This window comes from Desulfocurvus sp. DL1XJH-121 (genome assembly GCF_054819825.1).
Genome location: NZ_JBTVWW010000014.1, coordinates 1 through 18238, shown reverse-complemented (window position 1 = coordinate 18238; position 18238 = coordinate 1). Strand labels below are relative to the sequence as shown.

Here is an 18238-nt window from a genome sequence, read left to right as displayed (position 1 = left end):
GGCGGCCGCCTACATCGGGGCCAGGGCGACCGTGCGCACCCCGTTTTGGTCCGCGGCGCCGCGCAGGGCCGAGGCCAGTTCCTTCTTCCACTTCCTGCCGCCCACGAGGCCCGCCAGGTATTCCACGCTGTGCAGGACCTTGCGGTTCTCGTGCATGCCCATCAGGCTGCGCTCGATGCCGATGCGGCAGGAGGGGCAGCCCACCACGATGGGCCTGTCCTCGGGATAGTCCGCAAGCTCCCTGCCGAGCACCATCTGCTTCTGGGCCCGCAGCTTGTTGTACAGGCCCGGGGTGGTGATGGCGCCCATGCCGGACTCGCCGCAGCAGCCGGGGCTGACCGCGACCTTGTGGCCCGTGAGCTGGGACAGGGCCGTGGCGTAGGCCGCGCTGGACTTGGAGGCGGGCACGCCGGTCCATTCCGCGTGGCAGGCCGCGTGGTACAAGAGCGGCCCCTCGGCCTCGGCGTTGATGCCTCCGGCCTTCTTGAGGATGAACTGGGTCACGTCCATGTGCTCCATGGGCGAGGAGAACGTGTCCAGGTGGTATTCCTTGAGGGCCTCGCGGCAGGTGCCGCAGGCCGTGAGCACGTGGCTGGGGGTGAGCCCGGCGGCGGCCGCCGCGCGCACCAGGTCGGCCATGGCCTCCATGTTGCGCGAGCGGTTGGTGTTGAAGGCCTCCTCGCAGCCGCTGACCACCAGGGGATAGCCGCAGCAGAGGTGCTCGGGCGGCAGGATCACGCTGGTGCCGGTCTTGAGCAGCAGGTACAGGGACGCCATGCCGATGGAGCGCGTGAACAGCCCCGCGCCGCAGCCCGGGAAGTAGAGCACCGTGTGCTCGGCCCCGGCCTCGGGCGCGAAGAACGAGCCCCGGTCCAGGTGCAGGGTCTCCGAGAGATGCTTGAGGCCCAGGAGCGGCCCCTTGCCCTGGAACATGGGGTTCTGGGCCTTCCTGCGCCAGGCGGCCGGGATCAGGCCCACGGTGCGGTTGCTCATGGCCTGGCCCAGGGCCGCGGCCTTGGCCGCCTTGGGCACGCGCTTCGCCGGGTCCTTGGCCAGGTATCCCAGGACGCGGCTCTTGATGGGATGCCCGCCCGAGCCCTTGTCCTCCAGGAAGGTGCGCATGTGCAGGGTCACTTCCGGGGTGTTGATCTTCACCGGGCAGACGCTCATGCACTTGCCGCAGGCCGTGCAGTGGTCCACCAGGTCGCGGACCTGCCTGAGGACCTTCTGGTCGGGTTCGCCGCTGGTGACCAGGCTGTAGTAGATGGCCTCCACCATGGCGCCCAGGCTGATGTTCTTGTTGCGCGGGTGGTGGATGAGCGAGCGCGAGGGCTCGTACATGGGGCACACGGACTTGCACTTGCCGCAGCGGGTGCAGGTCTGCACGTTGGTCAGCAGGCTCATGAGCCGCTGGCGGTCGGGCAGGCCCGTCCTGGCCAGGTCGCCGATGAGCTTGTTGAAGGAGAAGGTGTAGGGCTTCACGGGCAGCTCGCGGCGCACCAGCTTGCCGGGGTTGAGGATGTCCCCGGGGTCCACGCGGCGCTTGTACGCGGCCAGGGCGTCGATGCGCTCCTGGGGCACGAAGCCGATCTTGGTGATGCCGATGCCGTGCTCGCCCGAGACCACGCCGCCCAGCTCGCCCACCTTGGCCGAGACCTTGTGCACGGCCTCTTCGGTCAGGCGCATCATCTTGGGGTCGTTGGAGTTCACGGGCAGGTTCACGTGGCAGTTGCCGTCGCCCGCGTGCATGTGGCAGGCGATGACCACGCGCGTGGCGCGCATGTTCTCGTACACGGCGTCCAACTGCTCCGCGAGCTCGGGATAGCGGTGCTTCAGGTCCCTGAAGAAGTAGTAGGACTGGACCTCCAGCTCCTGGTCGCTGATCTCGCCCGCGGGCACCTCGCCGTTGATGATCTTGGAGGCGAAGGTGAACTCCATGTTGATGAACTTGTCCTGGACGCCGAAGTCCGGGAGCCTGCCCACGTCCTGCAGGGCCGAGCGGTAGGCCCGGGCGCTGTAGTGGACGTTGAGCTCCTCGATGAAGTCCGAGAACTCGGGGATCACGTCCGTGGGGATGACCACGTCCTCGTTGATCTTGAAGCCCGAGGTGCGCTTGGAGATGGCCGAGAGCTTGTGGCGGTCCTCCCAGAAGACCTCGGCCTCGTGCGGGTCGCGGGCCACGAACACGTCCACGTTTTCGTAGGGCTGGACGATGTCCACCACGGACTGCACGGCCGAATCCAGGGCCTCGTCGTCCCCGGAATCCAGCTGCACGATGAGCACGCTGATGGGCTCGCCCTCGTACTGGGCGGATTTCTTCTTGTATTCGATGGCCTGGACGTACTTGACCCCGAATTCCTCCAGGGCCGAGATCTTCACCAGGTCGCCCTGTTCGCGGATGGTGTTGCGCAGGGCGATGATGTCCTTGATGACCTGCATGGCCGGGCGCATGGTGCGGCCGAAGAATTCCAGGCAGAGCACCTTGGACAGGGGCTGCAGGGGATGCAGGGTGAAACAGCCCTCGGTGATGATGCCGTCCACGCCCTCCTTCTGCACGCCGGGCAGGCCGCCCAGGTACTTGTCCGTGACGTCCTTGCCCAGGCCCTTGGCGCGCAGGTCCGTGCCCTTGAGGGCGATGGTCTCGCGCACCGCGCCGTCCTCGCCCCGGACCTCGAACACGGCGGTCTCGTCGGGCAGGACCTTGTGCCGGGGATGGTCCACGCGCACCACCTCGATGAGCGAGGCGTCGGGCATGACCATCTTGTAGGACAGGATGTTGTCTATGGTGGTGCCGTATTCGAAGGCGAAGGGGCCGCCGGAGTTCTCGGAGATGTTGCCGCCGATGCTGGACGCGGTCTTGGACGCCGGGTCCACGGTGAAGAGTTGGCCCTGTTTGGCCGAGGCGTTGATGGCGTCCAGGGTGATGACGCCGCTCTGCACGCAGAGCACGCGGTTTTCCGTGTCGATGTCCAGGATGGCGTCGAGCTTGGCCAGGGACAGGATCACGCTGCGCTTGTCCGCCGGGATGGCGCCGCCCGTGAGGCCGGAGCCGCCGCCCCGGGGCACCAGGGCGAAATGCATCTCCCCGGCCAGGCGCACGATGTCGCGGATGTGCTCCGTGGTGGCCGGATGCAGCACCAGCATGGGCAGCTCCATGCGCAGGTCCGTGGCGTCGGTGGCGCATTCCACGCGGGAGTTGGGGCGCAGGTCGATGCAGTCGGGGGGCAGGACCTGCTGCAGGCGCTTGATGAGCTCGTCCCGGAACTTCATGTCGTCGGTGAAGCGGTTCCAGAAGCGGAACATGCCCGTGGCGATGGCCGAGGAGTACTCCTCGGACATGGCCAGCTTGGTCTGGGCGAAGGAGGACTGCACGCTCTTCCAGACCAGCTCGGGATCGATGAACGGGTTGTATCGGATCAGGAACAATTCGGCGGTGAGGTCCAGGGCGGCTTCGCGCACATGCTCGGGCCATTGCTTGAACTCTTTATCCGCGACCCCGAGGACGCGCTCCACGAGCGGATCCGGGGGGATGGAAATATGGGGGCCTTTGTAGGGCATGGTGAATTTACCGACCTCTGTTCGGGGAGGGTTGACGGACCGATCACTATAAGTATGAGTCGCACGGATGGCAAGGCGCGTATTTCGCCCTCCGGCGGACGGTCAGGGCGTCTCCGGGACCGGGCTCAGGACCATGCCCCGGGGCAGCGCCATGCGGCCGGCCGCGCCGCTCTGCTCCAGGATGCGCAGGCCCTTGTCCAGGGCCTCGCGCAGGCGCTCGTGGTCGGATCGGGACTTGGGAAAGCAGACGTACAGGGCCTTGTCCCCCAGGGCCGGGAGCAGGGGGCGGACGGCGTCGGGCGAGCCCAGCTCCCGGGCCGCCAGGAACCGCGCCACGTTCAGGTCCAGCACCATGAGGTCGATGCGGCCCCGGGCCAGCATGCGCAGGTTGGTTACGTCGTTGGCCGCCTGGTATTTGTTCAGGAAGTCGGCGGCGTCGAACTCGGGGGTGTTCGCGTAGCCTCTGACCACCCCGATGCGGTACGGGACCAGGTCCTTCAGGGAGCCGAAGGCCACCATTCTGCCCTTGGGCGTGAACAGGTGCAGGGGGCCGCCAGGGAAGGGCCGGGACAGGACGAAGTCCTCGTGCAGTTCGGGCGAGTAGTATTCGGGCAGATAGCCGTGGAAGCGTCCGGCCCTGGTCTCGGATACGGCGCGCGTCCAGGGCAGGTAGACGAATTCCACGGCCAGCCCCGAGCGGGCGAAGGTCTTGCGCACCAGTTCCGCGACATAGCCCTCTTCGGGCAGGTCGTGCCCGATGTAGGGCGGCCATTCCAGGGTCGCCAGACGCAGGGTCTCGGCTCGGGGCGGGGTTCCGAGGGGCGCGAGGGCCAGAAGCAGCGCGCAGAAGAGGAGCAGGAGTCTTTTAGGCATACCCGATGGTAGCAGGGTGCGGACGGTCAGTGCAACAGTTCGTGGGCATTTGTGGGGCAATTGCGTGCCAGGAGCCGCTGGCCGTAGGCCGCCTGGCCCAGGGAAATGCAGCCGTCCCCCGGGGGCAGCTCGGTGTGCGTGAGGGGCGCGAGCCCGTGTGCGCGCAGGGCCCGGGGCAGGGACTGGGCCAGGGTCAGGTTGAGCATCACCCCGCCGGACAGGCCCACATGCGTCAGCCCCTCCCCGGCGCAGAGGGCCGCGCAGGCCTCGGCCAGCCCGTGGACGAGCCCGCAGTGGAAGCGGCGGCTGATGACGGCGGGGTCCTGGCCCGCCTCCCAGTCCCGGTAGGCCAGCTCGAAGAGCCCCCGGGTGTCCAGGAGCGCGGGGCCGTGGGCCTGGGGAACCATCTCCAGGGCGTAGAATTCATCATGGTCCAGGCCGTACTGGGCTGCGACATACTGGGCAGTTTCAAGGGCGATGGCCGCCTCGGCCTCGTAGGCCGCCGTGACCTTCAGGCCGAGCATGGCGCTGACCGCGTCGAACAGCCGGCCGCAGCTGGTGGACAGGGGGCAGTTCACGCCCTTGTCCAGCATCTGGGCCACCACGGCCGAGGCCCGGGCGTGGTCCGCCAGCCAGGGCCAGGGCCGCGCCCCGGGCTCGCGGATGCCCAGGTTGTGCAGAAAGGCCTGGGCGATGCGCCAGGGCTCGCGGATGGCGGCCTCGCCCCCGGGCAGGGCCACGGGGGAGAAATGCGCCACGCGCTCGTGGGTCAGGGCCCGGTTGTCCACCACCAGGGCCTCGCCGCCCCAGAGGGTCCCGTCCTCGCCGTAGCCCGTGCCGTCCAGTGACAGGCACAGGGCCCGGCCCTCGAAACGGTTCTCGGCCATGACCGCGTGGGCGTGGGCCGCGTGGTGCTGCACCTGGAACACGGGCAGCCCCGCGTCCCGGGCGTACTCCCGGGCGAATTCCGTGGTCATGTAGTCCGGGTGCAGGTCAGAGACCACGGCCTTGGGCGCAACCTGGAGGATGTCCGCCAGGTGCGCGGCGATCTCCTTGTAGAACCCGAAGGTCTCCAGATTCTCCATGGTCCCGATGTGCTGGCTGACGAAGGCCTGGTCGTTCTTGGTCAGGCAGAGGGTGGTCTTCAGTTCCGGCCCGGTGCCCAGCACCGTGGGGCCGCCTTGGGAGAGGAACACGGGCGAGGGCGTGAACCCGCGCGCCCGGCGCAGGAATTGCGGCTTCGGCTCCCCGCCGTCGCGCACCACGCGCAGCACCGAGTCGTCGCAGCGGATGAGGATGTCGCGGTTGTGCAGCAGGAAGACGTCGGCGATGCCGGAGAGCCGCGCCAGGGCCTCGCGGTTGCCCAGGCTGATGGGCTCGCTGGAGAGGTTGCCCGAGGTCATGACCAGGGCCGGGACCCGGAAGCCGGCAAGGGCCTCGGCGTAGTGCAGGAACAGCACGTGGTGCAGGGGAGTGTAGGGCAGCATGAGCCCGATGAAGGGCGTGTCCGGCATGACCTCCGGGGCCAGGGGCGAGCCCGCCAGGGACGGGCAGAGCACGATGGGCCTCTGCAATCCCGTGAGCCAGGCCTCCTCCTCCGGGGGAATCTCGGCCAGGGCCCGGGCCGCGTCCAGGTCCGGGACCATCACGGCCAGGGGCTTGCCGTAGCGGTTCTTGCGTTGGCGCAGGGTGCGCACGGCCTCGGGGTTTGTGGCGTCGCAGGCCAGGTGGAACCCGCCCAGGCCCTTGACCGCCGCCACCTTGCCCGAGGCCAGCTCCCGGGCCAGGGCCACGAGGGCCTCGGGCCCGCGCGCCAGCTCCGCCCCCGCCGGGTCCGTGAGCCGGACCTCGGGCCCGCAGTCCGGGCAGGCGTTGGGCTGGGCGTGGAAGCGGCGGTCCAGCGGGTCCGCGTACTCCCGGGCGCAGGACTCGCACATGGGGAAGCAGGCCATGGAGGTCTTGTCCCGGTCGTAGGGGATGGAGCGGGTGATGGTGTAGCGCGGCCCGCAGTTGGTGCAGTTGGTGAAGGGGTAGAGGTGGCGCGGGTTGGCCGGGTCCATGATGTCCGCCAGGCAGTCGGCGCAGGTGGCCGTGTCCGGGCTGATGAGCACGCTGTGGCCCTCGCCGCCCGTGCTGGCGACGATTTCGAAGGCCTCCTCGCCCGGGGCCGCGTCCAGGCCGCGCTCCTCGCAGGTCACGATGCGCGCCAGGGGCGGCAGCTTGGCGTGCAGGTCGTGGCCGAAGCCGCGCACCGTGCCCTCGCCGCCCTGGACCTCGATGATCACGCCCTCGGGCGTGTTGCGCACGCTGCCCGTGAGCCCGGCCTCCAGGGCCAGGCGGTAGACGAAGGGCCGAAAGCCCACGCCCTGCACCGCGCCGGTGATGGTGAAACGCTTGCGGGTCACGTATCGTCCTCAAGTGGAGCCGCGCCTGGGCGGCTGTTTTGCGGCAAGGGCCGATGGTGGCCCGGTATGAGGAAAAAATCAATGCCCGGGGCGGGTTCGTCGTCCCTTGCGCCGTGGTCAGCGGCTGAACAGGCGCAGCACGGCCCCCCGGGCCAGGCGCAGGGGGTGGAAGGTCACGGGCCTGAGGGCCTGCGGCACCTGGAAGGCCGAAGCATCCAGGCCGTCCGGGGCGTCCAGGGGGAAGGCCAGGTTTTCGGCAAAGGCCCCGGGGAGGTCCCGGTCCCGGGCCTCGCGCCACAGGGCCACGTCGCCGGGGGCCAGGGAGAGCAGCCCGTACACGGCCGTGTCCAGGGCCACGGGGTCGGGAGAGGCGGCCAGGAATCCCAGGTCCAGGGGCGCGCCCCCTATGGGCCCGTCGCGGTGCATGCAGCGCACCGCGTCCAGCAGCGTGGTCACCGGGGGCAGGGCCATGGCCACGTCCAGGATCAGGGATTCGAAGCGCGTGCCCTGGTCCCCGAACCGGGAATGGGCCAGGGCCTTGCGCATGCCCGTGACGCAGCCGAAGAGGTTCTTCACGCCCGCGCTCACGCGCATCTGGCCGTGGGCCTTCAGGCGTGGCAGGTTCAGGATGCGGTCGCAGGCCAGGGCCAACGAGGACAGGCCCACGCCGCCGCCCTGGGTCAGGGGCAGGGCCTGGGGCGTGTCCAGGGTCATCAGGGGCACGCCCAGTTCGTCCAGCACGTCCAGCAGGCCGACCTTGGCGGCCACGCCCCGGGCCGAGCCGAAGGCCGGGGAATCCCCGGCCGCGACCTCGCAGCCGTGGTCCAGGAGCCAGGAGCACGCGGCCCGGGCCATGGCCGGCTCCGTGCAGGCCAGGGCCGGCCCGCGCGCGGCCACCAGGTTGGGCTTGACCAGCACCCGCTCCCCGCGTGAGGGCGCGAAGCCGATGGCGGAAAATGCCCGGTCCACGGCCTCAAGCAGCGCTGCGGGCTCGTAATCCGGCTGGCGGGTCAGGGCCACGGGGATGGGCAAATCCGGGTCTCCAACTCGAGGGGTTCTCAGGGGGATTATCCCCCTGAGCGGGGCGCGGGGCGGAGCCCCGCATCTTCCGCAAACAGCAAATCCGCGTAGGCGCAGTCCACCAGATCCCTTTCTTCCAACCCCAGCCGCCGCATGAGCTCCCGGGCCTCGGCCCGGCCCGCTGCCGGGTCCTCGCCCGGGGCCAGCACAACCTCCAGCTCCACGAAGCTGCCCAGGTCCAGGACCTCGTCCAGGTGGATGCGCGTGCGCCCGGCCAGGAACAGGAGGCGGGTCTTGGCCACCACGCCCCGGCGGCCCAGCAGCAGTCCCAGCAGGAAATCCGCCGCGCGCGGCAGGGGCATGGGCAGGCGCAGCCAGCGCGAGGCGCGCGGTCCGGCCGTGTCCGGGCGGTCGTACCAGATGAGCTCGGCGCGCGCGCCGCCGCCGAACTCCCGCAGCTTCAGACGTCCGCGCGGGCAGCGGTAGAAGGTGTCGCGCTGGATCAAGGTCTCGGGGGGCGCGCCCGCCACGGCCTGGGCCAGCCTGCGCACTTCGCCCAGGTGCGGCACCCGGGCCTTGATCTCGATGTTCGCGGCCATGGGGGGCACCATGCCCTGTCGTGGCCCGCCTGTCCACGGGGGGAGGCCTCGGCGGGCAGGCTAGGGGGGCGTAAAAAAGGAGGCAACCTTTTCTCGAGACGGCATCCGTGATACCATGCCGGATGCTCCGGGAGTGGAGTTTCGGAAGGAGGGGTGCCATGGCGGAAATGCTGGTCGACCTCAGGCAGATGGTGGTGGCCATCGAGACGGCCGTCAGCCTGGTGGGCATGAACGACACCAACCACGGCAAGCGCGTGGGCTTCATGGCCATGCAGGTGGCCCACGAGCTGGGTTTCAGCGAGGAGGAGCAGCAGACCATCTTCGACCTCGGGCTGCTGCACGACTGCGGGGTCTCGTCGGATTCCGTGCACACCCATCTCGTCAACCAGTTCGACTGGGAGGGGGCCGAGGCGCATTGCCGCATAGGCCACGACCTGCTCAAGGACTTCCGGCCCCTGGCGAACCTCGCCCTGCCCATCCTGTACCACCACATCCACTGGTCAGAGCTCAAGGAACTGGACATTCCGTTCCTCGACAAGCGGCTGGCCAACATCATCTATCTGGTGGACCGCGTGGACATCACGGCGGCGCGCTACTACGGCCCCGACATTCTGCTGCACGTGGGCGACATCCGCAGGCTCGTGCTCCAGGGGCGCGACGACTGTTTCGATCCGGCCGTCGTCGACGCCTTTCGGGCGGTTTCGGAGCCCGAGGCCTTCTGGCTGGCCTTGGAAGGCCGCCACATCGCCCATTTCGTTTGGGACATGGCCGCGGGAAACCAGGAAAAGCTGAGCATGGACGACCTCAAGCGCCTGGCCGAGATATTTTCCTTCATCGTGGACCAGAAAAGCCCCTTCACGGCCCGGCATTCCGGGTCCGTGGCCGCCCTGGCCCGGTATCTGGCCGGGCGCATGGGGTTGTCCCCGCCGGAGGTGGACAAGGTGGAGGTGGCCGCCTACCTGCACGACGTGGGCAAGCTGCACATCCCGGACAGGATACTGGACAAGCCGGGGCCCCTGACGGCGGTGGAGCGCTCCGTCATCAACCAGCACAGCTACGAGACATACGAAATCCTCAGGCGCATCGGCGGCCTGGACGAGATCGCCCTGTGGGCGGCCTATCATCACGAGAATTGCTCGGGCACGGGCTATCCGTTCCACCCCGCGTTGTCCGACCTGCCCCTGCCCGCCCGGATCATCGCCGTGTGCGACGTGCTGCAGGCCCTGGTGCAGGACCGCCCCTACCGCAAGGGCATGGGCCGGGACGAGGTCTTCGGGATCCTGCGCGAGATGGCCGCGGACAGCGACCTGGACGCGGCCGTGGTGGAGGTCGCCGCCGGGGACGCGGACAATTGCTTCGGCATCGCCCGGGACGGGACGGCGCACTTGGGCGCGGAGCGCGGGGAGATGGCCTCCGGCGGGCAAAGGGGATAATCCCTTCTGCCTCTCTGTCGGGGGAGCTTTGACCTCGTGTGGCCGTATAGTTTCAGGGGGCCGAACACATGGACAACCAGCCGCCCACTGGGGCGGGCCTGGTTGTCCATGTGTTCGAGGTGCCGGGTCAGTTGACCGCGGTTTTTGGCTCAGCAGCTTGGTCCTTGCCCGCAGCCGCGTTGGTGTTTGTCGTCTGGTCGATGATCTTGTCGTTCTGGTCCTGCATGTGGCGGGTGTGGTACTTGCCAGCGGGCATGGCCGCAAAGGACTGGTAGTTGGCCATCCTGGCATAGGGCACGTAGTCTGCTGCCGCGCAGTTCACCGCCGTGACCACGGCCTTTACAACCAACCCAAAAAGCCCGCCGCCTCCACTGCCACCCGATAAATCCACGACCACCGTGCCGTTGTATTTCCAGAGGACCCTGTCGCTGGTTGTGGAACGTATTTCGCTGTCAAAGGAAACAGTCAAGTTTCCTGCGATAACAGCGTACATCAAATCCCATTTTCTGATTGTCGTGAAGAGTACGGCGTCGGCGCCGAAGTATTCTTTGAACTTTGTCACTGGCATGTTGTACAGAAGCTCTGTGTCATACACGCCTTCCCGCCTCAGGATTTCGTCTGTCACTGGCATGGGGAATGTATAATATCCATTCTGGGCCAGCGGTTCCTGGATGGTGGTGGAATAGTATTGCTTGGCGTCTGCGGCCGTGCTTTCGTTCATTGGCGGCAGGATCAGGATCGAAGTCGGGTCTTCCTCATACATTCCAGGAAACTCTTCCAACTTTGTCACCTGCTTGGCGCAGCCGGCGAGCCCGCAGGACAGGATCGCGACCAGCATGAATATGGCGAAAGGCTTCATCTTCATGATGCTTCTCCTGGGAGCCTAGTTGGCCGCCGGGGTGTTGGGTTCGTCGTGTGCCCGGGTGCCGTCTTGTGCGACCTCGGCCGCATTTTCTGGATTGTCCGGCGTGTTCTCGTCGCTTTCGGCCGAGGCGATGAGCCTGTCCATGAACACGTGGGATTCGGGATACAAGGCCTCCTCCTTCCGGAACATACTCACGGCCAGTTCGGTTTTTCCGGCCTTCAACATGTAATATCCATATTCCCCGTATACCCCGGGAGGAACTGCCCTGTTCTTCTTCCCCGACATTTCAATGATCTTGTCCAGGCTTGCCAAGTGCGCCGCCAGGGTTTCCTCTCCCGGGGATTGCGCGTAGGCGTAGTACGTCTCGGAATAATCACCCCAGTAGTACAGCCCCTGTTTCTGGCAGCCGCAGAGCAAAAGCAGACACAGGACGGCTCCCAGGCAGATCATTTGTTGTGCGCTTTTCATGGGACTTCTATCTCCCTGGTCATGTGGTTGCCGATGAGGAAGATCCTATCCAGGATGGTCTGCCCGTCCCGCACGAGTTTCACCCTGTGCTTGCCGGGCTCGATTTCGTAGTGAATCTCGGACGTCTTCGCCTGTTTGTTGCCCATGGAATCTGTGTAGTACCGGGGACCGAGGTCGATGGGGCCTTGGTCGTCAACGAACGCCGAAACCCCCTCGGTCTTGCCCGAGAACCACAGATAGGCTTTCTGGTCCGGATTGAGCGTCGCTTCCTTGTATCCGCAGCCGCCCAGGCTGAGCATGGCCGCACTCAAGACCAGCAGGATGAACAGTGCCAGTTTTTTCATAACTCATTCACCTTATTTGGGTTCCTGGATGTACAGCAGGGAGAAGTCGGTCACGCCGTCTAGGGAGCCGCTGTCCAGCTCGCAGAACGAAACTTCGTTCTGGGGTGTGTCTCCGGCGGAGGCCAGCACCCGCAGGGAGGCGATCTTCTTGCCCGGCAGGGTCACGGGCATGTTGGTCTGGGGATTGACGATGGTCTTGCCCTTGCGGACGACGTCGAACGTGTCGCCCGGCTTGATGCCCTGGGATGAACCGCCCCCGATGATGAAGTTTCCTTCCTCCTTGGCGATGATGTAGCTCCGCCAAGGCTTGTCCATGAGGTTTTCGATGATGTTGGAGGACAGGTTGACGATGGCCGCTTCCAGGGCCTTGTCGTTCAGGGTGGAGTCGTACCCGGCCCGTGCGCCCACGCCGAACACGCTACCCGCTTCGGATGAGGATAGCCCTTCGCCCTCCTCGGCGTAGAGGATGGCGCCAGAGGCTACATCAATGAGCCGGATGTGCACCTTGGCGAAGGCCACCTGTTCCTTGGTACGGCTGAAGATGCCAACCTTGCCCTGTTCCTTTCTGCCGAACTCCGTCACTGAACCCACGATGAGGTAGTCGGCCATGTTTTTCAGAGGCGAGGCGTCCCCCATCTTGAGCTCGTCCGCGATCTTGCCCAGGTCGGCCCGTTCCAAGAGGATGAATTTTTCCGAGGCCAACAGCGCGTGGGACAGGATGTCCACCGCCTGTTTGCCGACGGGGTTGTTGTCCTTGTCCAGGAAGAAGCTCTGCCCGTACTTGGTTTCGTTGGTGAAACGGGCGATGGCCACTTTCCGCTTCAGCCCCGTATATTTCTGGGACTGTTCCGCCTTGATGGTCTTGCTCACCACCGGCGCCGTCGCGGGGATCTTTTCCACCTTGGGCTTGGACATCGTTGCACAGCCTGAGGCCAGCATTCCCATGGCCAGCAGGCAGGCGACCACATAATTACGCAGCATGTCTCCTCCTTCGCGTATGAAATGTGCGCGGTGGGAGGATAGCTCCGTAGATTATCCCAATCAAGATATATTAGTAAAACACAATAAGAACGGATTGTTCTAATATTTAATTCGAAAATTTCACCGTCTGGTATGTCTCTCGGGATATGTGCCCTGCCCGGATCTGGCCTGTGAACGGATGCCGGGTTGAGGGGAGCCCCCGATTTCACCCGATGCTGACGAGTTCGTCCCAGCAGGTGGTGTAGCGGGGGGAGGCGCGGGACTGGCGCATCCGCCAGGGGCGGCCCAGGCCCGCGCCCGCGAAGGCCACGGCGTCGCGGCCGAAGCGGCGGTTGGCCGCGTCCACGGCCTGCATCAGGGCCTCGCCGCGCGGGTCCTGGCCGGGCGCGTCCAGCAGGGACAGGGACCGCACCGGGCCGTTCTCGATGCCCGCGAGGATGATGCCCGTCTTCTTGTAGGCGAACCCCGGCTTGTAGATGGCCGTAAGCGCCTGGCGCGCGGCGGCCAGGAGCGCCGGGGTCTGGGATGTGGGCGCGGGCAGCGCCACCACGCGGGAGTTGGAATACTGCGGCTGGTCCCCGTGGTGGGGGTTGGTCAAGAGGTAGACCGTGACCTGCGAGGCGGCCCCGCCCTCGGCGCGCAGCTTCTCGGCGGCGCGGGCCGTGTAGGCGGCCACGGCCTCGGCCATGTGTTCGTAAGTGCGCACGGCGCGGCCGAAGCAGCGCGAGGTGACGATGGACTTGCGCGGGGCCGGGCCCTGGTCCAGGGCGATGCAGGGCCGTCCGCGAAGCTCCCACACGGTCATCAGCCCGGTGACGGTCATGCGCCGCCGCACCCATTCGTCGGGCATGTCGCGCAGGGCCTTGGCCGTGCGCACGCCGTGGGCCGCGAGCTTGCGTGCGCTCCTGTGCCCCACGCCCCAGACCTCGCCCGGGGGCAGCGACGCCAGCAGGGCGTCGGCGTCCGCCGTGTCCAGCGCATAGACCCCGCCGTGGGCGGGGCTTTTCTTGGCCTCGTGGTTGGCGATCTTGGCCAGGGTCTTGGTGGCGGCCAGGCCCACGGACACGGTGATGCCCGTCCAGCGGCGCACCATGGCCCGCAGCTCCCGGGCCTGGGCCTCGGGCGGGCGGCCCGGCCGGGGCGGCAGGTGCAGGAAGGCCTCGTCGATGGAATAGACCTCCATGCTCGGCGAGAAGCGCGCGAGCACCTCCATGACCCGCCGCGACATGTCGCCGTACAGGGCGTAGTTGGACGAGAAGACCCGCACCCCGTGGCGGGCGTAAAAGCCCTCGCGCAGGTGCGCGGGCTCGCACATGGCGATGCCCAGGGCCTTGGCCTCGGGCGAGCGCGCGATGACGCAGCCGTCGTTGTTGGACAGCACCACCACGGGCTTGCCGCGCACCGATGGGTCGAAGACCCCCTCGCAGGACGCGTAGAAGTTGTTGCAGTCCACCAGGGCTATGCCCGGGGCTACGCCTGGGGCTGTGGCCGGGGCGCCGCTCACGGCCGCACCTTGTGCAGCACGTAGGTGACCACGCCCCAGAGTTCGAAGTCCGCGCCCTCGTCCACGCGCAGGGGGCGGTAGGCCGGGTTTTCGGGCAAGAGCCACACGGCCCCGTCCCGGCGGCGGATGCGCTTCACCGTGAGTTCGCCGTTCAGGGCCGCGATGACCACGTCGCCGTCGCGCGCCGTGAGCGCCCGGTCCACCACCAGCTCGTCGCCGTGGTGGATGCCCGCGCCGAGCATGGAATCCCCGCAGGCGCGTACGAAGAAGGTGGCCGCCGGATGGGCCACCAGGTGCTCGTTGAGGTCCAGGGGCCTGTCCACGTAGTCGTCGGCGGGCGAGGGAAAGCCAGCGGCCACGGCCGCCAGGTACAGGGGCGCGGCGAGCCTGGTGCGCGCCGCGAAGGGCGCGGGCCGCCCCAGGGGGGCGCGGTCCTCGCGGTGAATCTGATGCATGGGTCGGTCCTCCATCGCGGGGCATAGCGCGGCCCCGGGAATGCGGCAACCTTGCTTGACAACTTTCGCCAGTCCCCCGCGACCACTCACGAAAAATTCCACTTGCCAAATTTCCCGCCAGAGGGTTTGCTGTACAGGCTCGCGCAACCAACCGGAAACCAAGGGAATCGGACCTCGATGTTCAAACGGCTTTCCCTCAAGGGCTACGTGTTCACGCTGCTGGCGGCCACCACCCTGACCATCCTTTTGGGCGGCGCGGTGGTGCTGTGGTATTCGTACCGGGTGGGCGATCTGCTGACCACGGTGGTGGACGGCGATTTCAAGGCCTACGAGGCCGCGGAGAACCTCTCTTCCGCCCTCATGGAGCAGAAGGGCCTGACCACCTATTTCATGGAGGACGGCGACCCGGGGTGGCTGGCGCAGCTGGCCGAGCGCGAGGCCGAGTTCAGCCTCTGGCTGGTGCGGGCCCGGGGCTCGGCGGACGGGGCCGCGTCCAGGGAAATCCTGGGCCGGATCGAGGGCGCGTACCGGGGCTACGTGCACGACCGCGCCCTGGTCATCGACCGCTACCGGCGCGGGGACCGTGAGCAGGGCTTGGAGCTGCACCGCCGGGTGCGCGAGGCCTTCACCCGGCTCTACGACCTCTGCCGCCAATACAAGACCCTGCACGAGGCCCGCATCCAGGAGTCCCGCGACGAGGCCCACCGCTGGCTGCAGATGGTGGGCGCGGCGGCGGTGCTGCTGGTTCCCCTGGTGTTGGGCTTCTCCGGGCTGTTGGCCTGGGTCTTCGTGCGCCACGTGCTCACGCCCATCCGGCGCATGACCGAGGAGGGCGATTTCGGGGACGGCGGCGAGCTTTGGCTGGCCGACGAGATGCGCAACCTGGGCCGCCGCGTGAATTCGCTGCTGGAGGACGTGGACTTCGCCCAGAGCAAATTGCAGAAGAGCCGCGAACACCTGGAGCAGTCCGAGAAATGGGCGCTCACGGGCAAGCTGGCGGCGGGCGTGGCCCACAGCATCCGCAACCCGCTGACCTCGGTGAAGATCCGGCTCTTTTCCCTGGGGCGCAGCCTGCGCCTGAACGACGAGCAGCGCGAGGACTTCGAGGTCATCACCGAGGAGATCACGCACATCGACGCCATCTCGCGCAACTTCCTGGAATTTTCGCGGCCGCCCAAGCTCAAGATGCAGGACACGGACCCCGGGGACGTGGTGGACAACGCCCTGACCCTGGTGCGCCACCGCCTGGATTCCTACGGGGTCGAGGCGCGGGTGGTGCGCGGCCCGCAGCTCCCCCGGGTGCTCGCCGATCCCGAGCAGTTGAAGGAGGTTCTGGTGAACCTGTTGGTCAACGCCTGCGAGGCCATGCCCGGGGGCGGGCGCATCACCATCTCCCTGGAGGGCGGGTTCATCAATCCCCCCGGGGTGGTGGCGGTGATCCGCGTGGCCGACAACGGCCCGGGCATCCCCCGCTCCATGAAGGACGAGGTCTTCCAGCCCTTCTTCAGCTCCAAGGAGGAGGGCACGGGCCTGGGCCTGTCCATCGCCTGGCGCATCGTTGAGGAGCACGGCGGCTGGATCACCGTGAAGTCCCAGGAGGGCGAGGGCGCGACCTTCGTCATCACCCTTCCGGGCAAGGAGGACGGCGAGTGGCGCAGATCCTGATCGTGGACGACGACGCGCAGCTTCGGCGCAGCTTCCGCAAGCTTCTGGCCCAGGAGGGCCACGAGGTGCACACGGCCAGCTCCGCCGAGGACGGGGTGGACGCGGTGCGCGAGGCCCTGCCGGACCTGGTGATCATGGACGTGCGCCTGCCGGGCATGGACGGCCTGGAGGGCTTCAAGATCATGCACGGCATCGAGCCGCGCCTGCCCGTGATCATCATGACGGCCTTCGGCACCACGGAGACGGCCATCGAGGCCACGCGCCTGGGGGCCTTCGACTACGTGCTCAAGCCCTTCGACATCCCCGACGTGCTGGCGCTCATCAACCAGGCCCTGGACGCGGGCCGGGCCATGCGCAGCCGGGTGGACGTGGACGCCGAGCCCGAGACGGGCAGCGAGGACGCCCTGGTGGGGCGCAGCCCGGCCATGCAGGACGTGTACAAGGCCATCGGCCGCGTGGCCGCCACCGAGGCCACGGTGTTGGTGCGCGGGGACTCGGGCACGGGCAAGGAGCTGGTGGCCCGCTCCATCTACCAGTACAGCGCGCGCGCGGGCGGCCCCTTCGTGGTCATCAACTGCGTGGCCATCCCGGAGACGCTCCTGGAGAGCGAGCTGTTCGGCTACGAGAAGGGGGCCTTCACGGGCGCGGCGGCCAGCCGTATGGGCAAGATCGAGCAGGCCGACGGCGGCACCGTGTTCCTGGACGAGATCGGGGACATGCCGCTCTCCATCCAGGCCAAACTTTTGCGCCTGCTGGAGGAGAAGAGCGTGGAGCGCCTGGGCGGCGGGCGGCCCAACCCCGTGGACGTGCGCATCCTGGCGGCCACCAACCGCGACCTGGAGGCCGCCGTGGCCGAGGGCCGCTTCCGGCGGGACCTCTACTACCGCCTGGACGTGGTCTCGGTGTGGCTGCCTCCGCTGTGCGAGCGCGAGGGCGACGCCGTGCTCCTGGCCGAGCATTTCCTGGCCCGCCACGCCCGGAACATGGGCCTGGAGCCGCCCGCGCTTACGGACGGGGCGCGGGACGTGCTGGCCGGGCACGCCTGGCCGGGCAACGTGCGCGAGCTGGCCAACACCATGCACAAGGCGTTGATCTTTTCGCGCGGGGCGTCCATCGGCCCGGACGAGGCCCTGGCCGCCATCCACGGCGAGCGCATGGAGGACGAGGCCGAGGGCGGCGGCTTCGAGGACCAGGTGGGCCGCTTCATCCGCCGCCGCCTGGGCGAGGGCGGGGAGGGGGCCCTGGACGACATCGTGGACCACTTCGCGGCCCGGGCCATCGAGGAGGCCCTGCAGCTCACGGGCGGCAACCGCACCCACGCGGCGCGGCTGCTCGGCGTGTCGCGGCCCACGCTCCTGGCGCGCATCGACAAATACGGCATCCGCGTGGAAACCCTGGTGAGCAAACGCTGATCGGCCGGGTGATTTTTCGTTCCTTGACTTTCCGTTCCTTCTTCAGGACACGATAGGCGTATGAATATTCGTACCGGGAAGTTTCACGAATTGGGCCGGGACTACGAGACCGGCACCAACGCCGCTCTGCTTGCGGCCATCGCCCAGAGCGCCGAGGAACTGGCCTCGGGCAAGGGCTGGCCCGACGGGGTCCACGACCTGCTGGCCGCGCTGGGCCGCGTCACCGGGGTCAGCCGGGTCTGCCTGCGCCGGGGCGACAGCCTTGCCCGGTTCGGGGGCGACGAGTTCGCCGTGCTGTTGCCCGGCACGCAGGCCGAGGCAGCCCGGGACATCGCCGAACGCATCCGCCGCCGCGTGGAGACGGACATCCTCGACACGGGCGAGGCCCGCATCGCCTGCACCGTGAGCATCGGCTGCGCCACCCACCCTGGCGGCCTGGCCACCCCCGCCCAGCTCATCGAACGCGCGGACACGGCCCTGTACGAGGCCAAGCAACGCGGGCGGAATCGGCTGGTGCAGGACGGCGGGCCCAGTTGCGCGGGGTGGGGTGGCTGCTTAGTGTGCTGAGATGGTTATCATCTGACAGTAGGCCATGAAATGAGCGTGGTCATGCCGCCCTTGGTTGGGGTACGGCTGGAGTTGCGAAACTTCACCGA

Annotated in this window: 15 protein-coding genes; 4 read left to right on the top strand and 11 right to left on the bottom strand. The window is 67.7% G+C overall.

Annotation, left to right across the window (positions count from 1 at the left end; translation table 11 throughout):
- Positions 1 to 9: 9 nt before the first annotated feature.
- The 5 genes from ACYYG1_RS10915 to ACYYG1_RS10895 all read right to left on the bottom strand — a co-directional run bounded on the left by ACYYG1_RS10915 (position 10) and on the right by ACYYG1_RS10895 (position 8455).
- Positions 10 to 3558 (bottom strand): FAD-binding and (Fe-S)-binding domain-containing protein, encoded by a 3549-nt coding sequence (locus ACYYG1_RS10915; RefSeq protein WP_461210342.1) that lies wholly within the window; start codon positions 3556 to 3558, stop codon positions 10 to 12.
- A gap of 102 nt (positions 3559 to 3660) precedes the next feature.
- Positions 3661 to 4431, bottom strand: a complete 771-nt coding sequence (locus ACYYG1_RS10910; protein ID WP_461210341.1) for a substrate-binding periplasmic protein — start codon at positions 4429 to 4431, stop codon at positions 3661 to 3663.
- Between the two features lie 26 nt (positions 4432 to 4457).
- On the bottom strand, positions 4458 to 6836 hold the full coding sequence (hypF, locus tag ACYYG1_RS10905; protein WP_461210340.1) for a carbamoyltransferase HypF: 2379 nt from the start codon (positions 6834 to 6836) through the stop codon (positions 4458 to 4460).
- A gap of 117 nt (positions 6837 to 6953) precedes the next feature.
- On the bottom strand, positions 6954 to 7868 hold the full coding sequence (locus ACYYG1_RS10900; RefSeq protein ID WP_461210339.1) for a DUF362 domain-containing protein: 915 nt from the start codon (positions 7866 to 7868) through the stop codon (positions 6954 to 6956).
- Between the two features lie 35 nt (positions 7869 to 7903).
- Positions 7904 to 8455 (bottom strand): class IV adenylate cyclase, encoded by a 552-nt coding sequence (locus ACYYG1_RS10895; protein ID WP_461210338.1) that lies wholly within the window; start codon positions 8453 to 8455, stop codon positions 7904 to 7906.
- Positions 8456 to 8613: 158 nt separating this feature from the next.
- On the opposite strand from ACYYG1_RS10895, the gene ACYYG1_RS10890 reads away from it, so the two are divergent.
- Positions 8614 to 9888 carry an HD domain-containing phosphohydrolase gene (locus ACYYG1_RS10890; RefSeq protein WP_461210337.1) on the top strand — a complete coding sequence of 425 codons (1275 nt, stop codon included), beginning with the start codon at positions 8614 to 8616 and terminating at the stop codon, positions 9886 to 9888.
- A 127-nt stretch (positions 9889 to 10015) separates the two neighbouring features.
- Here the strand turns inward: ACYYG1_RS10890 and ACYYG1_RS10885 are convergent, their stop codons facing one another.
- The 6 genes from ACYYG1_RS10885 to ACYYG1_RS10860 form a co-directional block, all read right to left on the bottom strand.
- Entirely contained in the window at positions 10016 to 10753 is a 738-nt protein-coding gene (locus ACYYG1_RS10885) for a GNA1162 family protein (RefSeq protein ID WP_461210336.1), read from the bottom strand.
- Between the two features lie 18 nt (positions 10754 to 10771).
- On the bottom strand, positions 10772 to 11221 hold the full coding sequence (locus ACYYG1_RS10880; RefSeq protein ID WP_461210335.1) for a DUF4810 domain-containing protein: 450 nt from the start codon (positions 11219 to 11221) through the stop codon (positions 10772 to 10774).
- Positions 11218 to 11565 (bottom strand): hypothetical protein, encoded by a 348-nt coding sequence (locus ACYYG1_RS10875; RefSeq protein ID WP_461210334.1) that lies wholly within the window; start codon positions 11563 to 11565, stop codon positions 11218 to 11220. The genes ACYYG1_RS10880 and ACYYG1_RS10875 overlap by 4 nt, the downstream gene beginning before the upstream one ends.
- A gap of 12 nt (positions 11566 to 11577) precedes the next feature.
- On the bottom strand, positions 11578 to 12546 hold the full coding sequence (locus ACYYG1_RS10870) for a CsgG/HfaB family protein (protein WP_461210333.1): 969 nt from the start codon (positions 12544 to 12546) through the stop codon (positions 11578 to 11580).
- Between the two features lie 205 nt (positions 12547 to 12751).
- Positions 12752 to 14050 (bottom strand): Y-family DNA polymerase, encoded by a 1299-nt coding sequence (locus ACYYG1_RS10865; protein WP_461210332.1) that lies wholly within the window; start codon positions 14048 to 14050, stop codon positions 12752 to 12754.
- Positions 14047 to 14505, bottom strand: a complete 459-nt coding sequence (locus ACYYG1_RS10860; RefSeq protein ID WP_461210331.1) for a LexA family protein — start codon at positions 14503 to 14505, stop codon at positions 14047 to 14049. Before ACYYG1_RS10860 ends, ACYYG1_RS10865 begins: the two co-directional genes overlap by 4 nt.
- Before the next feature lie 177 nt (positions 14506 to 14682).
- Here ACYYG1_RS10860 and ACYYG1_RS10855 point away from each other — a divergent pair, with 177 nt between their 5' ends.
- From ACYYG1_RS10855 to ACYYG1_RS10845, 3 genes are read left to right on the top strand one after another with little or no spacing between them, the layout of a single operon-like run.
- On the top strand, positions 14683 to 16170 hold the full coding sequence (locus ACYYG1_RS10855; protein WP_461210330.1) for a sensor histidine kinase: 1488 nt from the start codon (positions 14683 to 14685) through the stop codon (positions 16168 to 16170).
- Positions 16155 to 17582, top strand: coding sequence for a sigma-54-dependent transcriptional regulator (locus ACYYG1_RS10850; RefSeq protein ID WP_461210329.1), 1428 nt, complete (start codon positions 16155 to 16157; stop codon positions 17580 to 17582). Before ACYYG1_RS10855 ends, ACYYG1_RS10850 begins: the two co-directional genes overlap by 16 nt.
- 60 nt (positions 17583 to 17642) lie before the next feature.
- Positions 17643 to 18149: a GGDEF domain-containing protein gene (locus ACYYG1_RS10845; RefSeq protein ID WP_461210328.1), complete on the top strand. Its 507-nt coding sequence runs from the start codon at positions 17643 to 17645 to the stop codon at positions 18147 to 18149.
- The last annotated feature ends 89 nt before the right edge of the window (positions 18150 to 18238 follow it).